Origin of the sequence: Massilia sp. LXY-6 (assembly GCF_051233485.1) — a bacterium.
Classification (GTDB): Bacteria; Pseudomonadota; Gammaproteobacteria; order Burkholderiales; family Burkholderiaceae_D; genus Telluria.
Genome location: NZ_JBKFGF010000047.1, coordinates 33974 through 57052, shown reverse-complemented (window position 1 = coordinate 57052; position 23079 = coordinate 33974). Strand labels below are relative to the sequence as shown.

At 61.6% G+C, this 23079-nt stretch carries 14 protein-coding genes and 1 pseudogene; 2 read left to right on the top strand and 13 right to left on the bottom strand.

Going from position 1 to position 23079, the window contains the following annotated elements; translation table 11 throughout:
* Positions 1 to 134: 134 nt before the first annotated feature.
* From ACI48D_RS20200 to ACI48D_RS20185, 4 genes are all read right to left on the bottom strand, one after another.
* Positions 135 to 2099, bottom strand: coding sequence for a DUF262 domain-containing protein (locus ACI48D_RS20200; RefSeq protein ID WP_435573040.1), 1965 nt, complete (start codon positions 2097 to 2099; stop codon positions 135 to 137).
* A gap of 389 nt (positions 2100 to 2488) precedes the next feature.
* Positions 2489 to 3667 carry an ATP-grasp domain-containing protein gene (locus tag ACI48D_RS20195; protein WP_435573039.1) on the bottom strand — a complete coding sequence of 393 codons (1179 nt, stop codon included), beginning with the start codon at positions 3665 to 3667 and terminating at the stop codon, positions 2489 to 2491.
* Between the two features lies 1 nt (position 3668).
* A complete protein-coding gene (locus tag ACI48D_RS20190) occupies positions 3669 to 4550 on the bottom strand; it encodes a class I SAM-dependent methyltransferase (protein WP_435573038.1) in 882 nt (293 codons plus the stop codon).
* Positions 4551 to 4561: 11 nt separating this feature from the next.
* On the bottom strand, positions 4562 to 5791 hold the full coding sequence (locus ACI48D_RS20185) for an aminotransferase class III-fold pyridoxal phosphate-dependent enzyme (RefSeq protein ID WP_435573037.1): 1230 nt from the start codon (positions 5789 to 5791) through the stop codon (positions 4562 to 4564).
* 535 nt (positions 5792 to 6326) lie between these two features.
* On the opposite strand from ACI48D_RS20185, the gene ACI48D_RS20180 reads away from it, so the two are divergent.
* Together ACI48D_RS20180 and ACI48D_RS20175 are read left to right on the top strand one after the other, a co-directional pair.
* Positions 6327 to 9032: an ATP-binding protein gene (locus ACI48D_RS20180; protein ID WP_435573036.1), complete on the top strand. Its 2706-nt coding sequence runs from the start codon at positions 6327 to 6329 to the stop codon at positions 9030 to 9032.
* 265 nt (positions 9033 to 9297) lie between these two features.
* Positions 9298 to 12462 (top strand): EAL domain-containing protein, encoded by a 3165-nt coding sequence (locus ACI48D_RS20175; protein WP_435573035.1) that lies wholly within the window; start codon positions 9298 to 9300, stop codon positions 12460 to 12462.
* 666 nt (positions 12463 to 13128) lie between these two features.
* Here the strand turns inward: ACI48D_RS20175 and ACI48D_RS20170 are convergent.
* The 9 genes and pseudogenes from ACI48D_RS20170 to ACI48D_RS20130 all read right to left on the bottom strand — a co-directional run.
* Positions 13129 to 13478: pseudogene (locus ACI48D_RS20170) on the bottom strand (cupin domain-containing protein); the annotation flags it as partial.
* A 93-nt stretch (positions 13479 to 13571) separates the two neighbouring features.
* On the bottom strand, positions 13572 to 14495 hold the full coding sequence (locus ACI48D_RS20165) for a glycosyltransferase family 2 protein (RefSeq protein ID WP_435573034.1): 924 nt from the start codon (positions 14493 to 14495) through the stop codon (positions 13572 to 13574).
* Between the two features lie 33 nt (positions 14496 to 14528).
* Positions 14529 to 15566 carry a cellulase family glycosylhydrolase gene (locus ACI48D_RS20160; RefSeq protein ID WP_435573033.1) on the bottom strand — a complete coding sequence of 346 codons (1038 nt, stop codon included), beginning with the start codon at positions 15564 to 15566 and terminating at the stop codon, positions 14529 to 14531.
* Between the two features lie 41 nt (positions 15567 to 15607).
* On the bottom strand, positions 15608 to 16513 hold the full coding sequence (locus tag ACI48D_RS20155) for a polysaccharide biosynthesis tyrosine autokinase (RefSeq protein WP_435573032.1): 906 nt from the start codon (positions 16511 to 16513) through the stop codon (positions 15608 to 15610).
* Positions 16510 to 17955 (bottom strand): chain length determinant protein EpsF, encoded by a 1446-nt coding sequence (locus tag ACI48D_RS20150; protein WP_435573031.1) that lies wholly within the window; start codon positions 17953 to 17955, stop codon positions 16510 to 16512. The genes ACI48D_RS20155 and ACI48D_RS20150 overlap by 4 nt, the downstream gene beginning before the upstream one ends.
* Entirely contained in the window at positions 17952 to 19238 is a 1287-nt protein-coding gene (locus tag ACI48D_RS20145) for a glycosyltransferase family 4 protein (RefSeq protein WP_435573030.1), read from the bottom strand. The genes ACI48D_RS20150 and ACI48D_RS20145 overlap by 4 nt, the downstream gene beginning before the upstream one ends.
* 29 nt (positions 19239 to 19267) lie before the next feature.
* Positions 19268 to 20575: an O-antigen ligase family protein gene (locus ACI48D_RS20140; RefSeq protein WP_435573029.1), complete on the bottom strand. Its 1308-nt coding sequence runs from the start codon at positions 20573 to 20575 to the stop codon at positions 19268 to 19270.
* A 9-nt stretch (positions 20576 to 20584) separates the two neighbouring features.
* Positions 20585 to 21901, bottom strand: a complete 1317-nt coding sequence (locus ACI48D_RS20135) for a lipopolysaccharide biosynthesis protein (protein WP_435573028.1) — start codon at positions 21899 to 21901, stop codon at positions 20585 to 20587.
* A 23-nt stretch (positions 21902 to 21924) separates the two neighbouring features.
* A complete protein-coding gene (locus ACI48D_RS20130; RefSeq protein WP_435573027.1) occupies positions 21925 to 23061 on the bottom strand; it encodes a glycosyltransferase in 1137 nt (378 codons plus the stop codon).
* Positions 23062 to 23079: the final 18 nt, after the last annotated feature.

The window sequence follows — 23079 nt, the reverse complement described above, 5'->3', positions numbered from 1 at the left end:
AGTGGACGTGATTGTCATCGATTCTCCGTTTTGCGTTGAAGAGACCGATAGGATAATGTGGGGACGCGACAAAGCATGTCGCGCCGATAAGGCCCGCCACACTGCTCGTCGTCAACGCATCGTTGCGGACGGGCTCAGTCCTTGTTAAACACGAGGATTTCCTTCAGGTCATCGATATCCCATTTATCAAACGAAAAATTCCACCTTTGTTCTGCAAAACGCAGCAGCTTTTGACCTCGTTTTTCGATATGCGAGGGCAACCAGTCCGAGTACTCTGCCGCGACCTCGGTCTCGGAGAAGCTGCCGTTCGCAAACCGGGCCCGCTTCGCGTTATCCTCATGCCTACCTTTATACGGGTTGTTCTGAAGCGAGGCGTTCTTCCCTCTCGACAGGAGCAGGAGATTTCCCAGCGAATGACAATAGCTGTTGCGCTTTCCCTTCTTGTTACGGGTGCCCAACTTCTCATTGAACTTCGTCCATTGGGTCGAATCCTGAGGATAAATATGTTCGATGGTTTCGTTGCCGACGGATCCCCACTTGACCTTGCGGTCGCCCTTGTGGGTGCTGCGCAAGTAATCCTCGTACTCGTATAGCAGAACCTTGGTCAGCGAAAGCCCGTAATAGCCGTCGCCCGACTGCAATTCGCGCTTCATTTGTGTCGCGAAGGCCTCGAGATTGATCCAACCATACCAGCCGAACTCGTTGTCTTCATAAGTCCATTCGCCATTCAGCCACTGCCCGAAATTGTCAGCCGATGCTTTCACATGCCGCGCTGCATACACAAGCGAGTCGGCAGTACCCATCGGCACGCCGTCATCGCGCAAGTTCCCTTCGTATAACAGATGGGCGAGCCGATAGAAATCTTTGCGGCCGGTATGGCCACGCCGGCCACTGATCAAATAAATCAGCACAATGAAGCGTTCGATCTCGACCAGCAAATCAACCAGTTGCTCGTCCTCGCCCTCGGTCTTGCGTAAATCAATCGCCACCTGTTTTCCCTCGACCATGCGCATGTAGGCGGCAAGGATAAGCGGGTCGAATACCGGCCGGTGAACATGTTCGATTCGCTCCAGCCACAGCATCTGTTTTTCCGGCATATCGCGGGGGCGACGAATGTGTGACCACAGGAGTGCGGCAAGCCGCATGCTGTTCAGGTATCTGGTCAACTCCTCGGCGGTGAGCTTGCCGCCGGTAGCGCTGGCGACGCTGAACTTTGTTTTAAAAAGCAGATTTTCGAGCCATCCCCCTTCGGAAGTATCGGCCTTGAAATAGACGATACTGTGAGTTCGCAGAAACTCATCCTCGTCCAACGGTGTCTTACCGCAGCGCCCGAGCCAGTTGTAGATATCACTCCAGGTTGAGTTGACAGCCGTTCGCAGCCCTGTCCGGTATTGCTCACCGGTTTCTTCATCGATGGCGGCGCTCTGAATCATAGTCGTCAGGTAAATCAGACGGTTTTTCAGCAGTTCCAGACAAGTGAGGGGGCGGCCCCGATGATTGATGGACTCAAAGGCTACGTGAATGTTGAACTGGGCCGGGTCCACTTGGACAACGTTGAACAGGAGCTTGTTTTCAATCTTGTCACGCAGTTGAAGGAGCGCGGCAGGCGAAAGACGATTGACCCTGTCCCTAAGGGCTTCCAGGGCGCCTGAAAGATTTTGGGTATAGGCGCTGTCGAATTCAGCTGCTCGCGCGACATACGCAGCGTCCTTGAAGACATGGAAAGCAAGGTAGGGCCACGCGTCGTGCGTGCTTCCATACCTGAATTTCGGTTGCTCGGCGGATCCGAGAAAGCGGGTCCGTACCTCTTGCTCGACCTCAGAAAGCCCACCGACATGAAGCGCATCGGCCAGCGCCGAAATCAGCAATACCGTCGTCGTCAAGCGTTGCTGGCCGTCTACTACAAGGGCGCGATTGCCGGCTCCGGCCACCTCAAGGATTAAGGTACCCATGAAATGGCGCGGGTTATTCACCGCGATACATTCCAGGTCCGACCAAAACTCGAGAACATTCTCCTCCTGCCATGCATACCCGCGCTGATAATCCGGGGTTTCAAACGTATGGCGCGAGAATAACTCTGCCAATGACTCCAACTTCATGTCGTGCTCCGCGATGTGATAATCCCCTCAATAATACCTCAAGGCAACTTATAAACGAGATCGTAGGAGGAAACAAAAAAAGCCGTTGATCATTCGGTTCGAAAGATCAACGGCTCGCCAGATTTACTTAAAAATCAGATACTTAAAAACACCCTCACTCCCGCTCGATGATCAATGGCTGAGGCAAGCCCATGAATTGCCTGGCATTTTAGGCTTCCTCCGGCCGGTACCATTCGCGATACCATACCAAGGTCACAGTACCTTCACCCGGCAATGACGGGCCTTACTTTGATTTCACAGTGCTGTGACTACTATTCCCGCCGCTGAGCATTACGCGCATGGTATCGCGAACGATCAGCTGCTATGCTGCAAGAGCACCAGTCAGCCGCTCAATCATTTTTACCTTCGGCCACTGGCAGTTGCACTAATTTGATAGCGTCAAGCAGCGGCGCCAGTTGCCGGTGCCGCAGCATGTACATCGTATTGCCCATTGTTGTTGCGAACGCGTCAGGAACTGACTGGACGAGGACGAGGGTGTCCCCAAGTTGCTCCTTCAGCGTCGCGGGTGACACGGCATAGGCGCGTTCGTGACGCCGTCCTGCGTGGGCCGTGTGAAACTTGCGTTCGTACCGATAGTCCTCCAGCAAATCACCCATCATGACCGCGGCCCATAGTGCATATACGTCGAAGTCGCAGGCGTGGTTCATCATGTCGGTGGTGTAGCCGCCTGGCGGGCGCACATTCATCTCCAGCGCGACGTAGGACCCGTCGGGACGACAGAAGAATTCAAGGTGAAAGAAGCGCCGGCGCAGGCTGAACCCCGCCAGCGCACGCCGGCCGACGTCCTCGAGCGCAGGGGGAATGCTGCGCAGCGAATAATAATAGCCATCGAGCCCGCCAGTTCTCACTTCCATGATCCCGCTATCGTAGACATGCGAGGTGCAGAAGACCACGCCGCCTTCGCGGTTGACCAGGCCGTCGAAGGTGACGATGACGCCATCGACAAAGGGCTGGACAATGTGATTATCGAGGGGTAGAAGCAGAGCGGCGTCGAGTTCGACCTCTGTCGATACGCGAAAGGTGGACGTCGCGCCGGAGCCGCTATCGGGCTTGAAGACGAGTGGCAGGCCGTGCGTTGCGGCAAAGTCCCTGACGACCTCGGGAGACACGCAGCGGATGCCCGGCGGGTGGGGCACGCCCGCTGTCTCGAAGGCCCGTGCCATGTCCAGCTTGCTGCGCAGGCGTTTGACGTCTTGCGCCGAGAGGCCTTCGATGCAAAGGTCGTCGCGCAGGCGGCCCTCCACTTCGAGCCAGTGCTCGCCATTCGATTCGACAAAGTCGATGGGACCATGCAGCGCGATCAGGGACTGTACGACGCCGAGCAAGCACTCGTACTCTCCCATACGCGGTTCAAACACGTACGCGTCAAATGCCTGGCGCGCTTCCGGCGGCAGATCTTGCGCGGGCATATCGCCTACCGCAAGGACGTTCGCGCCGCGCGCTCGCGCAGCGACGCAGAACAGATGCGAGTTCGGCGGGAAACCTGGCGACAGGTAAAGAATTCGCACGCTAGGCTTTCCTCAATTGCCAGCCGACGCCATTCCAGATTTGAAATGGCGATGCATCGGCACGGATGACCTGCAATTGCGCCTGCTGCGCTAAGCCGAGCACCTCGCTATTGTTCTCCTCGCGTGAGCGACCGTAAGCGTAATTGAAAAGGACAAAATCCCCCCCGGGGCGCAATACACGCCGCACCTCTTCAAAATGGCGCTCGACCAACGCCCGCCCGGAAAGCACGAGGTAAGGGAAGGTATCGACACTGTAGACGAGGTCCACCGAAGCCGCCCCCCACGACGACAGGTCTTTACCGTCAGTCAGCAGCAGGGAAGCATTCGAACAAGCTGCGAGCCGGCGCGTAGCCGCCGCGATCATGCCAGGCGAGACATCGGTGCCGGTCACGGACCGCAGGCGCCAGGAAAGGGGCGCCATCAAGCGCCCGATGCCGCAGCCCAGCTCGATGGCATCCCGGTCTGGCTTCAAGACGCCCCAGTCGTCCATCACGCCAATGACCTCGTCCGTCGCCGCAGACAGCAACACGGGGTTTCCAAGTGAGTAAAGCGCCACGCTCGACTCCTCGCTCTGCGCCACGGACGCATTGAACAACCGTCGGCATCGCTCGATGCCCTCTTCGGTGTCGCTGGCAGGTTCCGAGAAATCGAGGCGCTGGCGGATCATGCTGACGATGGTACTGCAGCCTGGCTCATTGTCGGCGAGGTGCTGCGCCAGCGCGCGAAGCTTCGCCGGGTCGCCGGTGAGCGTGGGTAAGATGCGGGCCAGTGCCGACGTATCCTCCGTCTGCTGCACGAGCTCCATCACGATCATGGACACCGTAGCCTCGGCACGCAGATAGCGGTCGACGATTCGCTGAATGCTGGCGGTTCGATGGTCCATCACTGCCCCGTTCAGGAAGCCCGACAATGCTGGCTGGCGATCCGCATCGCGCTGCGCGCATGCTCGAGCGTCATATCGATGTCATCCTGCTCGTGGGCATGGCTGATAAACCACATGTGACGGGGATGCAGGAGGACGCCGCGCTCGAGCATCGCCTCGTAGAACACTGTCCGCATCGCATCGTTGATGTGGGGTGCCGGGTGATCAAACCGCAGAAAGGGCATCGGCGGGAAAGGCTCGCCGTAGCTCAGCGCGGGCACATCGAACTCGCGCACGATGGCGTTCAGGCCGTCGATCAGCCGCTGGCCCAGCGCCCATACATGGCTGGCAACGTCGCGTTCCCGAATGATACGTAAGGTGGTCAAGGCGGCGGCCATGGCCGCGGTATCGCCGTGGAAGGTTCCGGACAGATGCATTCCCGCGGCGCTGGTCATGACATCGCGCCGCCCCACCACCGCCGCGATCGGCCAGCCGTTGCTGAGGCCCTTGCTGACGGTGGTCAGATCGGGTTTGAGTTCGAAGCGGGCCTGCACGGAGCCGGGGGCAGTACGAAATGCTGTCTTCACCTCATCGAGAATGAACAGCGCGCCGTGGCGATGCGTGAGGTCTTGCAGGGCTTGAAACCGCTCCCGCGTTGGCGGCAATACCATCTCCGGCGCCAGGATGACGCCGGCGATTTCGCCAGAAAAAACGGTGAACAGGGCCTCGAGCGAATGTGGATCGTTGGCGTTGAACTCCAGAACCTGTGCGTCGAGACCGGCGGGAACTGAATTCTCTAGCGGCAGACACCAGTCGTGCCAGCCGTGATACCCCGCCCGTGCGACACGGCGGCGCCCCGTCGCGCGCCGGGCAATGCGCAGGGCGGCGGTCGTCGCTTCGCTCCCCGTCTTGAGCACCACGGCCATGTCGGCCGCATCGAACTGCCCGACCAGCGCTTCGGCGAACAGCACGTGCTGCGGACGATTCATGGACAACAGCGAGCCGCGCTCGAGCTCCTCGCGCGCCGCCGCGTCCACTTCAGGGTCCGCGTAGCCGAGCAGGAACGCACCGAAGGCCATCAGATAGTCGATGTATTCGTGCCCGTCGACATCCGTGATCCGGCAACCAGAGCCTCGCTCGATATACATTGGCGAGCGCTCGGGCGTCGTGAGCACCCGCCCCGACAGATGGTGGGCGCCGGGAATGACGCACTGAGCGCGCTCGAGCCACGCCTGTGAAGAGGGAAATCGTCCTTCGGTCATGTTTCCGCCTTAATATTCCCCCAGACTACGGAGCGGGCTCCCTGCCCCGGGCAGCCCCAAGTACGAAGCGGCACGGCTAAACATCGCTATGAGAATACTTGATCGCTCGCCAAAAGCCACAATCACAGCCGAGCATGGCTGAGCGTTGTGTTTTTGGTCTATTACTCGTTGTAACTCGACCTCATATTAATTTACATGAAATCACTTTTCCTCGTTGTACGACAGCGGTGAGCTCGTAAAATCGGCGCAACAAGCCTAGTCCGTTGTCGAGCTCGTCCAGCCAACGAGAAGATCCCTGCTCGCAGATGAACCAATTCTTTCGGCGCAACCAATCCATATTCAGACGTCAGGCCGCGTAGCGAGCACGGATCCCGAGCGCGGCACCATCAAGCCTTTCGCCAGTGGCTTCACGGTCGCTGGATTCCGCGCTGACGCTCATCTAGTTTCTCAACAACAAGGAAAAATTAGTTGCACTGTATTCAAGGTCATGATCTCCTAGTAGTATCAATACGCTGTCATCCACCATGAAACGGACATGTCCTTCAGCGTTCAGCCAAAACTCACAGAACTTGCAAATCGCGCTCCCAGCACAAGCCAATGGCGCCTTGTCCTGTTTGTACTGCTGATTGGCATTGCTTTCTTTATTGGCGTATCCCCTTTTGCCGAAGCACCAGTCAGCGCAGCAGTGGGAATCGTCGCCATTCATAGTGCCGGGCTTGCTGTTACCAATCTGCTCACGGCACTGTTGTTGATAGCCCAACTGCAAATGCGCCGCTCTTTTGCGCTGTTGCTTCTTTCTCTGGGCTACCTGTTTTCTTCACTCGCCGCCTGCGCCTACACGCTGCTTTTCCCGGAGCTGATCAGCCTTTTTGCTTCGATAAACAACAGTCAGGCCAACGACTGGCTTTACCTTGGCTGGCACGGCGTCTTCTCGATGTGCGTCCTCGGGTACGCACTGACGAGCCGGAAACCCTCAGCTGTCGTGCTTCACCACCAGCTAGCGTTCCTGCTGTGCGTTGCGCTTTTCATCGTGATCGGTCTTCGCTCCGGCCTCGATACCGTCGTGCCCTCCCTCGAAGCGGACCGTCGCATGGGCGGCGTCTACTACACCGGGATATGCGCCGCGCTATCGGTCTCCGTCCTGGCATTTGCCGCAGTCTTGCAAAAGCGGCCGAGGACCTTGCTCGACTTGTGGCTGAGCGTTGCAATGCTGACGTGGACCGTCGACATTGCACTCGCGGCATCCTTCAACAATCAGTCATTCGACACCGGATTCTATGCTGGCCGCCTGTGCGGTCTGCTAGGTTCCCTGTTCCTGCTCGGTGTCCTGGGGGCCGAGAATCTCAACGTCCATGCGCGTCTGCGCTCGGCATTCGACGGCATGATCGAGGCGCGCGTCCGCGAAAAGTCGAACGAGCTGATCGCTGCCGTGTTGCGCCAACTGCCCGAAGGCGTATTCATCTTCGACGACGATGAGCAGCGCTCGATCATCAACGAACGCGGCATGGCACTGATCGGTGGCGGTGGCGGCGTGATGGAGATGGTCACCGCGCAGGCCAACCGGGCGGCCGCGCAGGGCGCCTTCGAACATGAGGTGGTGGAAAACATCGAGGCCAGAGAGCAGCGTGTCTTTTCCGTCAGCGCAGCGCCAATCCGCACCGGCGAAGGCAAGCTGGCCGCAAGAGTCGTGGTCGTGAGCGACGTCACCGAGCGGATCCGGGCGGACAAGGCGCTGCAACAGTATCTCGAACGGCTCCATGCACTTCTGGAGAACACGCCACTGGCAGCCATCGAGTGGGGCAGCGATCGCATCGTGCGCAGGTGGAGCAAGCGTGCGGAGGAACTGTTCGGCTGGCCGGCAAGCGACGTGCTCGGCAAGCCCATTGATGCCCTTGGGCTGATCCACCCGGACGACACCCACGCCGTCGACGCCATGATGGATGCACTGGTCGGCAGCGACGTCACGTATATCAAGAGCGAAAACCGCAACATTACCCGAGACCGGCGCGTCCTCGAGTGCGAATGGCATAACTCGGCCCTGCGCAACGAAAAAGGAGAAATCGACACGGTATTTTCCCTCGCGCTCGATGTCACCGAACGCAAGCAGGCAATGGAGCAACTGAAGGAAGCCGACCTGCGAAAAGACGTCTTCATCGCCACGCTCGCCCACGAATTACGTAATCCGCTGGCACCGATCGCCAACGCGGCATCCCTGCTGGTAAGCCAGCGTGCGGAGCAGGAGCGCGTCGAGTGGCTGGCGGCGATGATCAGCCGGCAGAGTTCCCGGATGGGGCGGCTGCTCGACGACCTGCTCGACGTATCGCGCATCGGGCGTGGAAAGGTCGAGTTGCGCAAGGAATTGCTGGAGTTGACTGGGCTGGTGCATGAAGCGCTCCAGGTCAGCATGCCGCTGATCGAGGCCGCGCGCCATCATGTCGAGGTCGTTCTGCCGGACGGTCCCGTGTGGGTCGATGCCGATCCGGTCCGGCTTGCGCAGATCATGTCGAACCTCTTGAATAACGCGGCCAAGTACACGCCGCCGGACGGCCGTATCGACGTCGTGATGACGGTGTCGGAACCGTACGCAGTATTCACCGTCAGCGATAACGGGATCGGCATCGAGCCCGATATGCTCCCGCATGTTTTCGAAGCGTTTGTTCAGGTAGGAAGCGCCCGCCACCTGGCCCAGGGCGGCCTGGGCATCGGCCTGTCCCTGGCGCGGGGTCTGGCGGAACTGCATGGCGGCACGCTCACCGCTACGAGCGATGGCAAGGACCGGGGCTCCGCCTTCACGATGCGCCTGCCGCTGGCGGCCGGCCGGCCCGACGCCTCGGCCACATCTGTCGCCGATGCCACTTTGGCCGGGCTCGACACTACCATATTGGTGGCCGACGACAATGTCGACGCAGCGGAGTCCCTGGCGATGCTGCTGCGCGCCCGGGGCGCCCGCGTAAGCGTCGCATATGACGGCGAACAGGCGCTGCAGCGCTTTTACGGCGAGCCAGCGGATACCGTCATCCTGGATCTCGGCATGCCGCGTGTCGACGGCCTCGAGGTTGCACGGGAACTGATGCAGGCTGCCCCGAGGCCTTACCTGATTGCGTTGACCGGGCGCGGCCGCAAGGAAGATGAGGCGGAGTCCCTGCTCGCCGGCTTCGATGAACACCTGGTCAAGCCCGTCAACCTCGACCGCCTCATCGGTCTATTGCAACGCAGGTCTGCAAGGTCGCGCCTCGATTGACCAGCGCAATACATGGCACCGGCATCATCAGCCGGCTTTCCGCCCGGATCACGGCGCTTTTTTCTTATGCACAGTCCGGGCCAGGTCCCCGGCACCGGGTTGTGGCGTGAACGCGAACATGTTGCGTAAGGACAACGCGATGCCGATTTTGCGTAGCGGCAAATCTATTCGATATGCATTATCGCCATAATGCCCTTGCCGTCACTCGGCTGCTTTCTGAGCGCCGACCATCACGCGCGTTTTTTCGGCAGTGCGGATTGAAGCCGTGCACCTTTTTTTCAGTCTTGAATTGCCCATCGCCATGCCACAACAATACAAACCGATCATTGGCAGTTTCTGGACCACGGACGCTTGCGGTGCCAGCACGATGGCCGAACATGTGCCTGGCGTATTGCCCCCGATGGGTGAAGTCCTTTTTCTTGAATGGCTCTGTTCAACGCACCCGACTGACGGTCTGTCCGCTGCCGAGGCGATCGCCGGCGCGATGGCGCGGCGCGAGCCATTCCGTCACGAGCACAGAATGGTGTGTACGGATGACTGTACCCGCTGGGTGATCACCACCGGCCGGCCCCGTTTTGGCGAGTCCGGGGAGTTCGATGGGTTCACCGGGGCGATCGTCGACGTCACCGAACAGACCAGCTGCCTCGAGCAGGCACGGCGAAGCGAGGAGGAATTCCGGAGCATCCTCGACACCAGCACCGACCTGATCGCGTACTGTGGATCGGACGGCAGGTATATCCATGTTTCATCTTCGTACACGCGGGTCCTTGGATGGAAGGGCACCGAGATGATCGGTCAGTTCCCGAGTGCATTCCTGCATCCGGATGACCAGGCTGGCGCACGCGAGATGTTCACCGGGATGGTCGGCGGCGAGCACATGCCCGATGTGCTCGAGGTCCGCAAGCGCCAACGGAACGGAGAGTACATCGCCCTGGGAACCAAGATCTGCAAAGTGACCGAGCCCGTTACCGGCGCCGTTATCGGCGCCGTGCTCGTGTCGCGTGACATCAGGCGCGAGAAGGAAATGCTCACCCGGCTGGAGCGCATGGCCGAGCAGAACAGCGCGCTCATCGAAAACTCGCCTGACATCATCATGTTGCTGGATCTTGAAGGAAACATCCTTCACGTTAACAAAGTCCTCCAGCAGACCTTGGGTTACCAACCAGAGGAGCTCATCGGCCGCGATGCGATGAACTATGTCAGTCCCGAAGGGCGGGCCGGAGCAACCCACGACTTGATGACGCTGGCGCATGAGGAGGGCTACCTGTCCTCGAATGTGCCCTGCTTGCGCAAGGATGGGCGGGCGCTCCAGCTGGACTGGAGCCTGCGCAGACCGTCCGGCAGCGACCTGATCTATGCAACGGCGAGGGATGTGACGGAAAAGCACCTGACCCAGCTGGCACTGCAAGAGGCGCATGCGCACGTGCGCGCTATCCTGGAAAGCATCGACGACGGCTTTTTTTCTGTGAACGCGAAGTGGGAAATCACCTATGCCAACACGCTTGCCGCCGCCTTCGTCGGGCTCGGTCGCGACGAGCCCATCAACAAGGTGCTCTGGGATGTGGCGGAGGGTCTGGGAGAGTCGCCGGCTGCCGCGATCTACCGACGTGCAATGGACCGGCGCGAGAACACGTCGTTCGACATCTTCTATGAGCCGGCCGGCGCGTGGATCAGTACGCGCATCTATGCGCGCGATGACGGCCTGTCGGTATTTTTCCATGATATTTCAGAACGCGTGCGGCGCGACCTGGCCGTGCACGATAGCGAAAAGCGTCTCCGGGAAATGATTGCGATCACGCCGGCCGGCTATGTACTGACCAGTGCCGACGGCATCATCCAGGAAGTCAATCCCGCCCTTTGCCAGCTCTCCGGCTATGCCCGCGACGAGCTGATCGGAACAAGCATCATCGACATCCTGTTCTCCGAAGACCGCAACATGGCCCTGCACATCGGCCAGTCGGGGAACCAGGACCATGCAATCGAAACCACGCTCCGGCACAAGCAGGGACGCACGATGCATGTGCTGGTGAACCAGACGATCACGCGCGACGATCGGGGCGAGCTGTTGTCGCTGAGTGCGTTCGTCACGGACATCACGGAACGCAAGCATACCGAGGCGCGACTCGAACAGCTTGCCACGCGGGACGCCCTGACGGGCCTGCCGAACCGCGCCTGGCTGAACCAACACCTCAAGGGCATGCTGGCCGCGGCCCCGGACCAGGTGGCGACGACCGTACTGTTCATCGACCTGAACCGTTTTAAGGAAGTGAACGACTCGATGGGGCACGCTGCCGGCGACCATTTGCTGCAACAGGTCAGCCAGCGCCTTCAATCGTGCATGCGCCCGGGTGATGTCGTGGCGCGGCTCGGCGGCGACGAATTCGTCGTGGCCGCGAACTGCCAGGGCCGGGATGCCGCCGCCGCGATTGCGCAGCGCCTGCTGACGGCCTTGACGGTGCCGTTCCAGCTCGATCGGCTGGAGATCTGCGTTGGCGCGTCGATTGGCATCAGCCTGTCGGACCATGAGATCAGCAGCCCGGAACTGTTGTTCCAGAATGCCGATACCGCGATGTACAGGGCGAAGGCCGCCGGCGACAACACTTACCAGTTCTTCGAACCTGCGATGAGCGTGGAAGTGAAGCGCACGCTGCAACTCGAGATGGCGCTGCGGCGTGCACTGGAGCTCGGACAGTTCGAACTCCATTACCAACCGCGTATTGATTTGCGGACCATGCAGACGCGCGGCATGGAGGCCTTGCTACGCTGGAACCACCCCGAGTTCGGCCAGGTCCCACCGCTCCACTTCATCCCCATCGCGGAGGAGCGCGGTCACATTGCCGCGATCGGCACATGGGTGCTGCATGAAGCTTGTCGCGAGGCAAAGCGCATCCGTGAGAAGTATGGGGTCACCCTGCAGGTGTCGGTCAACGTCTCGGCTCGGCAGTTGCACGGTACCGACCTGATTGCCGAGGTGGGGCATGCCCTCCAGGCGTCCGGTCTCCCCCCTGACGCGCTCGAACTCGAACTTACGGAAAGCGCACTGATCGACGACACCGAGCACTCCGCGGATGTGCTCCGGCGCCTCAAGCGCCTTGGCATTACCTTGTCACTCGATGACTTTGGCACCGGCTATTCGAGCCTGTCCTACCTCAAGCGATTTCCGGTCGACGTCCTGAAGCTGGACCGCTCCTTCCTTGATGAGCAGTCGTTCGATAACGGCAACAGGGAGTTCGTGAAGGCCGTCATTGACATGGCCCATGCGCTGGGCCTGGTCGTCGTGGCAGAGGGAATCGAAACGGAAGAGGTCATGGAGACCCTGCGCCAGGCCGCCTGCAATGAAGGCCAGGGGTATTTGTTTTCCAGGCCTCTGCCGCTCAAAGAGTTCGACAGATTCCTGCAGTGCGAACTCAAGGGCGCCACCATCAGGTGATCAGGCAGACCCATCAACTTACCTACTGTTCTGTTACCGTTTCCGAGCTTGCGGAGATCGCAACCGCGTCGCAGGAACAGAGCGAAGGCATCCTGCAAGTGAACGCGGCAATCCGTCAGATGGACCAGGTGACACAGCAAAATGCCGCGCTGGTAACGTCACGCCAGTTAGCGCTGCCGGGTGTTTCACACACTACTGCAGTGGTGACGCAAGGGTACTGGTGACCGTCGATGCGACATGAGCAATCGCGCTCGTGATGAGGATCAGCATGGTGTCTGTCCGCACAGTGACCCATCCCTATCCCGCATGACGGAAAAGCAAACGTGCAGATCCATTCTCCGATGTCGATACGGAAAAACCCTTGCTACCGTCGCAGCTAACGGCTTTATTATTCTTTGCTACGGACAAATGTGAAACCGACGGAAGCATTTGTGCCGAAGGGCTACCTGCCTAGAGGCATCGCCGATCTCCTCCAGTCGGGCGAACGCTCCGCGCGTCATAGCGGCGCCGTTCATGTGCCGCGTCGGCATTCACCTAATCCTGCCCGTCGCGCCAGACAGCGGCCGTGTAGCTCATCTTGCGGCGCGGCGGGTATATCGTACTGATCTTGCCGGCGACCCCGCTCGTCTTGCCCGTGCCGGACCTTCACGATGGGCTCTGTAGGGATCACGCTCGCTGGTAGACGTCCTCGAAACGCACGATGTCATCCTCGCCCAGGTAGCTGCCCGACTGTACTTCGATCAGGTGCAGCGGCAGCTTGCCCGGGTTTTCCAGGCGGTGCGTCATGCCGATCGGGATGTAGGTCGACTCTTTCTCGGCCAGCAGCTTGACGCTGTCGCCACAGGTCACGCGCGCGGTGCCCGACACGACCACCCAGTGCTCGGCACGGTGATGTTCTTGACCCGCTGGACCTGGTCCTTGTGCGCCACCAGCACCGCGTCCGCAGTCTCGACCACGACCAGGTCTTTCACCCCGACCACAGCCACGATGCGGCTCTCGGCGCGCACCAGCGAGTTGCTGACGCCGTCCAGGTAGACAGGCGGGTACCGGCGCCGCCGGAGAGGATGACTGGATAGATTTTCATATCATCGATCGCATTCTGAACGACATCATCGAACGCCAGCCGGCGTAGTGCGGGCGAGCTTGCCGCGGAGATAGTACGCAAGCTGTCGCAGGTCGGGATGGACGAGGCGGCCGATCAGCACAAGCGCCATCCAGTGCGAAATCGCGCCCCTCCTGTAGGCGTCCAGGACGAACCAGCATGCGCGCATCGGCGCCTGTCCGCGCAGCTGGGGCGCGATCCTTGCCCGCAGGCCGAAATAGGCGCGCCGGGAGATCCGCGGACGCCATTCTTCGAGCAGGGCCATCGAACGCGCCGGCTGAGCCGCGCTTGCCCTGCCAGAGTCACTGTTGTCATAGGTAACGCCAAGCGGCATGCCGAGCATGACGAACGCCGCCCCCTGCTCTTCCAGCCGCATGTAGAAATCCCAATCCTCATGCAGCCGCATGTCAGTGCGATACATCACCGCGCGTGCCAGCAGCGTGGGCAGCATGACCGTGTTCTGGTCGAGATAGCCGCCGTTCGCGAACACATAGTCCGCGATGGACTCGCCGGCGTCCTTTGCACGCACGGGCCGCACCAGGACCTCGTGCCGCCTTTGCAGCCGTACCTGGGCATAGAGGACCGTACGGTGCGGGTCGGGCAAGGATTCGAACAGTGCGAGCTGGCGCTCGAGCTTTTCCGGGAGCCAGGCATCGTCGCTGTCGAGGAACGCGATATATTGTCCAGCGGCTTTCAGGATCCCGGCATTGCGTGCAGCCGCAGGCCCCTGGTTGGTCGGCAGGGACACGACTTCGACGGAAAAAGGGTAGCTGGCCGCGCGAATGGCCTCGGCCGTGCCGTCGGACGAGCAGTCGTCGACGACGATCACTTCGAGCGGTCGGCAGGTTTGCCGCACAACGCTGTCGAGCGCCTGGAACACGAGCGCTTTTCGATTGAAGGTCGGGATGACCACGCTAACTAGGGGATTCATTGCATTTCCTTGCGATGAGCCGCAACGTCCTGGCTACGGACTTGCGCGGAATTTGTCGAAAGCCGGTTTCGGCGATCCATCGAAACGCCTCAGGCCATAAAAACATTCGGAATCGGCATCAGCTTGATACCGGCAGAAATCGCGATAGTTGTACCAGAAGACAGGACCGGCCCATGGCGCGGACGAAGCCGCAGCCAGGGTTCGCTCGACCATCGTGGCCTGTTGCTCCTCGCTGATCACGGTGCCCCAGGGACTCTTCCCGCCCGTGGGCGCGCCAAATTCAGTAATCCAGATTTTCTTGTCCGCGTCGCCATACTGTTTCATGATCGACAGGACGCTGGGCGATGTCGAGGTCATCTTGCGCCAGTTATAGGCCATCCATTCACCCGGTATTCTGGGCGAAGTGTATGGATGGTTTCCCAGTGCGTCGAAATGTCCTTGCGCGCCGTTTCGGTACATCGCAGTCAAAAACGCCAGCGATTCGATCGATGTGGCGGTCGTCGCGGGTTGTGCGAGACCGCCAGAGACGACGAACGCCTGCGGATCCGCCTTCTTGACCGCCGTATAGGTGAGCTTGAGCAATGCGGTGTATGCGACGGGATCCGGCGCGTTACCCCAGAATTGTCCGAGATTCGGCTCGTTCCATACTTCCCAGGCATGGACGCCCTTGGCGGCATAGCGTCCCGCCAGCCGGGCAGCGAACCTGGCAAACGCGGCCGGGTCGCGTGGTGGATGGTATTTTCCGGGCTTGCCGCCATTGGCCCACGCAGGCGTGTAGGCAACCAAACCAAGCACGTGCATGTCGGCTCTCGCCAGCCGCTCGACCACCAGATCGTAGCGTTCGAATACATAGTGTCCCGGCGTCGGTTCGATGACGCTCCAGTCGAAATCGAAACGCACCCACTTTACCCCGAGCTGCCGGTAGTCCGCGATCGTCGCAGCCAGCTCCTGCCCGGTGAGCGTGTAGAGTTCGTTGCCGTTGATGCCTTTCTGCGCAAGCGCGGGCGTCGCTGCGCCGAACGCAAGGAGGCACGCCAGCACGCGGGCGCCAAGGCGCGAGGACAGCGCCATGCTGTGTCCCAATCGCGATCGAGAAAACGCGGTGTTGGCCATCAATAGCTATTCATGACGACGCCGGCCAGTGTGGTCGAACTGCGCGCGAGGGTTTGCACAACCGCGGCAAGTGCGTTGTAGGACGTGCTGCCCTGACGCGCCACCACCAGCGTGGCGGCCGTGCGGGCGGCCACCATGCGAAAGTCCGACCCACTCTCGCTCGCGGATGTGTCGATGACGATGTGGTCGAATTCTTTTTGCAATTCGTCGAGCAGCAATTCGAAGCTTGCCCCTTGCAGCAATTCCTGCGGATTTGGCGGCACCGGGCCGGCCGCGAGGATGAACAGGTTGGGCAACGGCGCAACCTGATGGAGTGCGTATTTCAGCACCCGTCCGGACAGGATGGTGCTGAGCCCGGGACTGCCGTCAGGCACACCAAAGACGGAACCGGCCCGTGGCTTGCGCATGTTGGCATCGATCAGCAGTGTACGCGTGCCGAGCTGGCTGAAGGCGGCGGCGAGGTTGGTTGCGACGAAGGTTTTGCCGTCGCCCGTCTGTGCGCTCGTGACCGCGAGCGTAAGCCGCTGTCCCTCGACGCCGGTCATGCCCATGAGCAGCTGGGTGCGCAGGTCGCGGATGATTTCCGCACCGTCGGAAAACGGATTTTTCGCCACCACGAGTTCGGCCGGCAGCGCCGACGACGCGTCAGGATTCGAATCGTAAGGGTAATGAAACTGCCGGGAAATCAGTTCGACGATATCGCCATCGCTTGCCAGGCGCAGCGCGACCGCGGCCTCGCCGAACCGCATGCCGTGGACGCGCTGGTACTCGACGATTTCCTCGATTTGCTGGTCGGACAGGCCGCGCAGTGTCTGCAGCATGCGGCCGATCGGCTGGGGCTCCTCAGCCGGGCGCGCCGTGGACTTCCGCTCCTGTTCCCGCAGGAGATGCGTCATATCGTTCATTTCGGTACTGCTCCCTTCAGTTCGGCGGATCCAGAGGACGAGGCTTCGGCCTTGGCACGGGAAAGCGAAAACAGCGGATGGGCGCCCGGCCTGGCCCCGGCCGGCGGCTGCAGCGTCGCCAACAAGTGCTGGCCGAGATCGGCGGTAATGTCGTCGGCAGTCCGGATCCTGCGGTCAAAGCGCTCGCGGACGAGCACAAAAGCGAGCGCTGCCAATGCCGCGCCACCGCAGGCAAGGCCAAGGTATTTAAGCAGGCGTATGAGCGGGCGGTCTAGCGGAAGCGAAGCCGTGCCAAGGATCGAAATCTCGGACTGGTTGTCGCCACTTTGCAGCTCGGCCTGGCTGGCCTTTTCGAGCACGGCATCATAGGCGCGCTGCGTGTTCGCAATTTCCCGCTCGAGCAGGCCAGCCTCGACCCGGCGCGCCTCCAGATCGAGTACATGCGTCCGCTGGGCGCTGAGATCTTTCTCGAGGTCCTGCAGCTGTGTCTGATTGACCTTGTCGGCGACGTCGAGGCTGCCAAGCGTTTTCCGGATCGCGGCATCGCGGCGCTGTTTCAGCGCGGCGATCCGGGCCGCCAGTTCGACGACCTGCGGATGGTTGGCGCCGAGGCGCATGGACTGTTCGGCGAAGTTGGCTTCCTGGCGCGACGCTTCTTCCGAGAGCGCTGCAACGACCGGATCGCCGAGCGCTTCCTTGGCGCTGTCGGGCGTGCCGGCCGCACGGCGCCGGTGGGCCGACGATTCCGATGCCGCCACCTTGGCGTCGGTGAGCTTCGAGCTGAGCTCGTGCAGGCGGTCGGCCTCGAGATTGATTTTTTCGTCCGTGATGATCAGGTTATTCGAGCGCTGGTAATCCAGCAGTTTCGCACGCGCCTGCTCCAGGCTGACGCGCAGCAGCGCGGCGCGCTGTTCGAAATAATGGCTGTATTGTCGCGCGGGCTCGAGCCGCATTTCGAGGCCCGTCGCCATATACGCGTGGACCACGGCATTGGCGACCTCGGCGGCAAAAGCCGGATCGCTGCTCGTGTAGGACACCGTCAGGACGCTCGAGTCGGGCACCGGCTTGACCACCAGCTTGTTCCCGAGCGTTTCCCCAGCCCAAACCTGGAAGGCCTTCTTGCCAAGCGCGCTCGCCTGCCACTTGCGCTGCCATTCGGGCCGTTTTGCCAGGCCAAGGGCGTCAACGGCCTTCTGCAGCACGCGATCGCTCTGCACGATATTTATCTGCGTGGCGATATGGGTCGACACCAGACCACCCGGAAGGGCGATGCTCGACAATCCATCCGCCGATTTCAGGTTCAGCACAACAGACGCGCCCGCGGTGTACTGCACGGGCAGCATGAATGCCGTGGCGAAGATGCCAGCGGCAAATGCGGCGAAAACAAATTGCGCCTCGCGCCGGCGTCCTTTCAATACGGCTAGTAACTGGGCTGGATTCATGACAACTCCTGCACAATCGCGGGTTCGGACTGAACCCGTGGCGACGATGCCGCGACGGGCGTGCGGGACGGCGCGCGCGCGGATGCTTCGATACCGTTCGGCCATGCCTGCGCGTTCGTATGGCTGTGCGGCACCGTGTCAGCCTGCCGTCCATCGAACGCAGCCAGTTCTTCGGCGACGAGCGCTGCCATCTCGGCACGGAAGCGTTCCGCGCTGAATGCGCGCGCATTGCTCTTGCAGGCGAGCGGCGTCATCGCAGGCTCGTGGGCCACGAAACGGCTGACGGCATCGACGATCGACTCGACGGTCTGTTCTTCGAAGAACATACCGGTCGGTACCGCGCTGGCGCCGAGCGGCCGCACGATATCCCGCGCACCGCCATTGCCGTAAGCAATCAGTGGCGTGCCCGCGGCCTGCGCTTCGACCAGCATGATGCCGAAGTCTTCTTCTCCGGCGAACACGAAGCCGCGTGCGCGCAGCATGTGGTCACGCAACACGTCGAAGGGCTGATAGCCGAGCAAGGTGACATTCGGGGTGGCCAGGGCCTTGCAGCGCTCGAAATCTGGCCCCTCCCCGATCACGACGAGACGGTGCTGCGGCATGCGTGCAAATGCCTCGACGATAAGAGGCATTTTTTTATAGGGCACCATGCGGCCGGCGGCCAGAAAGAAATCCCCTTTCTCTGCCTCTCCGGAAAAACCGGCGACATCCACTGGCGGGAAGACGATCCTGCTGTCGCGCCCGTACGCTTTGCTGATCCGCCGGCGAATGAACGAAGAATTCGCGACAAAGCAGTCGACGCCGCTGGCGGTACGCGTGTCCCACAGGCGCATGTAGTGCAGGGACGCGCGCACGATCCACGATTTCAGCCCGGTGCGCAGTCCCGATTCGCGCAGGTACTGGCTCTGCAGGTCCCAGGCATAGCGGATCGGGCTGTGGACATAGGAGACGTGCAGCTGGTCAGGCCCCGTCAGCACGCCCTTGGCCACCGCATGGTTGCTCGACAGGATGAGGTCGTAGCCGCCGAGGTCGAACTGCTCGACGGCCAGCGGCATCAAGGGCAGGTAATGGCGAAAATGCTTTTTCGCGAACGGCAGCCGCTGGATAAACGATGTGGTGACCGGTCGTCCCTGCAGGAAGCCACGTTCGCTGTCCGGCAGGAAGTCGACGACCGCGAAGATGTCGGCAGCCGGATACAGCTTGATGAGCTGTTCGAGAACGCGCTCCGACCCGGCATAGGTCGAGAGCCATTCGTGGACGATTGCTACTTTTGGTGGGCGCATGATGAGGTCACTTGTGGGTGGCGTTGGTGTCACGGTAAGGCGCGTGTGTCGGCGGCGCGTGCCAGGTTGATCCGCACGACCACGTAGGCGAACAAGACCGTGTACAAGTCGTTCGGTTCGAGCAGATGGGTTTCCGCCAGATTGGCGAAGGTGTACAGCACCATGAAGCCTGCTATCCAGGCATTGGTACGGCGATCTCCGGCATGCAGCACCCGGGCGAGCGCGCGCAGCGCACGCGCCAGGATCGTGGCGAACAGGCCCAGGCCAACCACGCCGCAATCGAGCAAGAGCTGCATCGTCCCGTTATGCGCGTGCGCTACCGGAAAATGCGCATAGCTGACAAACAGCAGGCCCGCCGGTCCGGACCAGAAAGAAGCATAGCCGTAGCCGAACAAGGGATTTCTCTGGAAAAACTCGAGTGCGAAACGCCAGACGAGCGTGCGTCCGGAAAAATCCGTGTTGCGGCCGAACAGCAGGGCGAGCTCGCCAATGGACGGCGCAATCCAGGGCAGCAGGACGGTCGCGACGAAGGCCCCGGCGCACAGGCGGGTCGACAAGAGGTGGCGCGAATCGGGCTTCAGGGCGTTGAGCCGAAAGACGGCCAGCACGGCAATCGCGGCTGCGGGTATCGGCGATGCCGAGGCGGCCAGGCCCAGGCCCATCAAGCTCAACAGGGCGGTGAACCACGGAAGGCGATCGCGTCGCCTATGCGGATCGGCCAGGGCGTCGGCAGCGCACACCAGGGCCAGCGCGGCGAACGAAGCGAGCGAGTTCTTGTGCGCAAACACGCCACGCAAGCGATGCTCGGGATCGAGCCCGGCGCTTGGCAGAACCAGGGCAATGACGAACGACGCGCCCAGCACGACCACCGCAACCTGGCACAACAAGCGTGCGAGTTCGCGCGGCGGCCAACGTAGCGCCATGTGGATGCCCAGCGTGAACGTCCCGCCCAGGGCCACCGTACGGCGCAGCGTGATCCCGGCCATGTCAGCCCAGACGGCCGAGAGCCCGGCCCAGGCCAGCAGCAGCAGCAGCGGCCAGCCGATCGCGCGGCGCCCCTCGACCGTCAGCCTCGGCGCGAGCGCGATCGCGGTCACGCCGTAGATCACCAGCAGGATGAGCTGTTTATTGGTGTCGCCCTGCGGCGACGTGATGCCCGTCTCCTTCACGGACGTCAGGAAGGTCGGCTGGTCGCCCACCAGGAAGGGCAGCGCGCAGAAGACACACAGCAGGACGATAACCATGCGCGCCTCGGCGGGCGTCGGACCGGGCCGGTGCGCGGACGCAGCGGCCAAAGTCAAAGGCGTGATCGCGCCATCGCTTTTCGGGTTGGACATTGACATCCCTCAGCCCCCGCGCGCCAGCCGGTGGTAGGCCAGGCTCAGAGTACGTAGCGAAAGCGTCTCGCCCACCTTGATCGGCGCCACGTGGCGTGCCGCGCCCCCCATGTAGAAGAGGAGCAGCGCCAGTTCGGATGCGACGGATGTGATTGCGGCGCCCGTCACGCCATAGCGCGAGGCCAGGATGAACAGCATCACAACGCTCAGCACCGCTGCCTGGCCCATGTAGCGAACCTTGCGCTGGATATGCTCTTTCGAAAACAGGACTGCGCCGTAGCCGTGCTGGACGAAGCGAACGGGCACGGCCAGGGCCAGGATTCGCACCACCGGGACTGCGGCGCCGTAGTGTTCGCCGAACAGCAGCGGCACGACGACGGGCGCGCTCCACCACATCACGGCGCCCAGCACGAGTCCAAGCCCCAGATGGGCCGCCACGCCAAGGTGAAAGACCGCAACGAATTTTTCCTGGTCGTGCGACCACCACCGGAAAAGTTTGCCTACTAAAAATTTTCCATAAATGACGCTGGGTAGCATCGCCAGCGAGTTGAACAGCAGGAATCCAATGTTGTAATAGGCGCTCGCCGAAGACCCGATGAGCGGATTCAGCAGCGCAAGGATGCCGGTCGAATAGATGAGATAGAACAGCGTCACCAGCGAAAACGGCCACGCCGCCTTCAGACAGGCGGCAGCTGAAGGCACCGGACCGGCATCCGGGCAGCCGTGTGCCCGGGCCGCTTCCGGAATCCGCCCCCCGCCATCGGTAAGCGCCTGGATTGAAGTACTCGACAGCGCCACGACAACGAACGCCGCGAAGGCGTAGGCCATCATGGCTGCCTGCTCCGACAGGCCGGACGACAGCGCGAGCATGACCAGCACGGCGATCGAACGCAGCGCCTGCGGCAAAGCCTGCCATAACCCGAGGGCCATGTAGCGCTCTTCGAGTTGCAGGCGTACCGCGCGCGCTTCGGAAAATGACTGCCCGGCGAGCATCATGCAGGCGCATGTGAACATCGCCAGCGTGAAGCTGCCCTGCAGGGCAATGTAGGCGGCCAGTACGGCGGACGAGATGGCGAATGCACCAAGGCTGGCCATTCTGGCTCCCGGTCCCCAGCGCACGGCGGCGTCGCCTTCCCTGCCATACAGCTCCAGCCAGAACCAGCCGATACACATGCTGGCAATGGGGGTAAGCATGGTCACCGCCGCGGTGACGGCGACCACGCGGCCGTAACCGTCCACCGGCAGATGGCGCGTCAACAGCAGGTGGGTCAGGAACGCGATCAGCGCGTTGCCGGCGGTCCCGACGAGTAGCATGAGAATGCGCATGACGCCTGTGTCCTATGTATTGCTCATGCGAGGCACGGGGCGGTGGTCGCCGCAGTCCCATGGGAGGCCAGCCGGTATGCGGCAAGATTCGCCTGGAGCATGCGTTGCGCGGAAAATTTTTCGTTCGCTACGTCGCGCCCGCGCGCGCCGAGCCGCTGCGCCAAGCCCGGTTCGGTCAGCACCTGCCGGATGGCCGCGGCATAGTCGCTAGCGGCGTCCGCGTGTACCAGAAATCCGGTGTCGTCCTGCACTACGATTTCCCGCGTTCCGGAAATATCGGAAGCAATCACCGGCAGTCCCATGTGCATCGCCTCGATGACGGTAATGGGATGTCCTTCCCAGCGGGACGGCAATAACAGCAGCGTGCACGCCGCGGCAATCTGCAGTGCCGATGTGCGGTGCTGCTGGCCGTGGAACACGAACTGATCCGATAATTGCATCGCGCTGACCCTGTCACGCAGCTCGACGTCCATTTCTCCACCACCGATCACGTGCATCTGTGGCGCCAGTGGCCTGAGCGCGGCGGCGATATCGGCGAGAATCAGCGGATTCTTCTGATATGTCAGCCTCCCAATGAACGCGATACCCGGTTCGGCCGGCGCATCGGCACGGGCTGGAAAGTCTTCCGCCAGGACGGCATTGTGAATGATGCTGGTGCTGGCGGGATTCGCCAGCAGGCGTCGCGACCGCGCGATCTGCGCGTCGCCATCGGACACGAAATTGGTCCAGTCTGCCTCCGCGATCGCGAACTTTTCGGCCATCCGGGCCAAATGATAGGCACCGCCCGTCTTGGTCAGGAAGTGAAAACCGTGCACGGTGTAGACGAAACGGGGCCGGTCCGCCCGCCCGAGCATTTTCATGGCGAGCGCCACCGGCAACCCGGCGCGGTTGCCGTGTGCATGCACGACGGCAGGGCGACGCTGGCGGATGAAGCTCGCCAGCGCGCGACAGTTGCCAATGGCGCCGCCGCGCGAGGAAAAGTCCATGCCGTGCACGGCGATACCCTGCAGCTTCGCTTCCCGCAACAGGTAGCTGTCATGCTGGGATACGATGAGGGGCCGATGGCCCGCGCCACGCAGCAGCGTGGCGAGCGTCAGTACGGCCGTGGTCCCTCCGCCGGGATCGCCGTTCCCGATTACTTGTACGATTTCTTTTGTCATGATTTCCCGCGCACCACC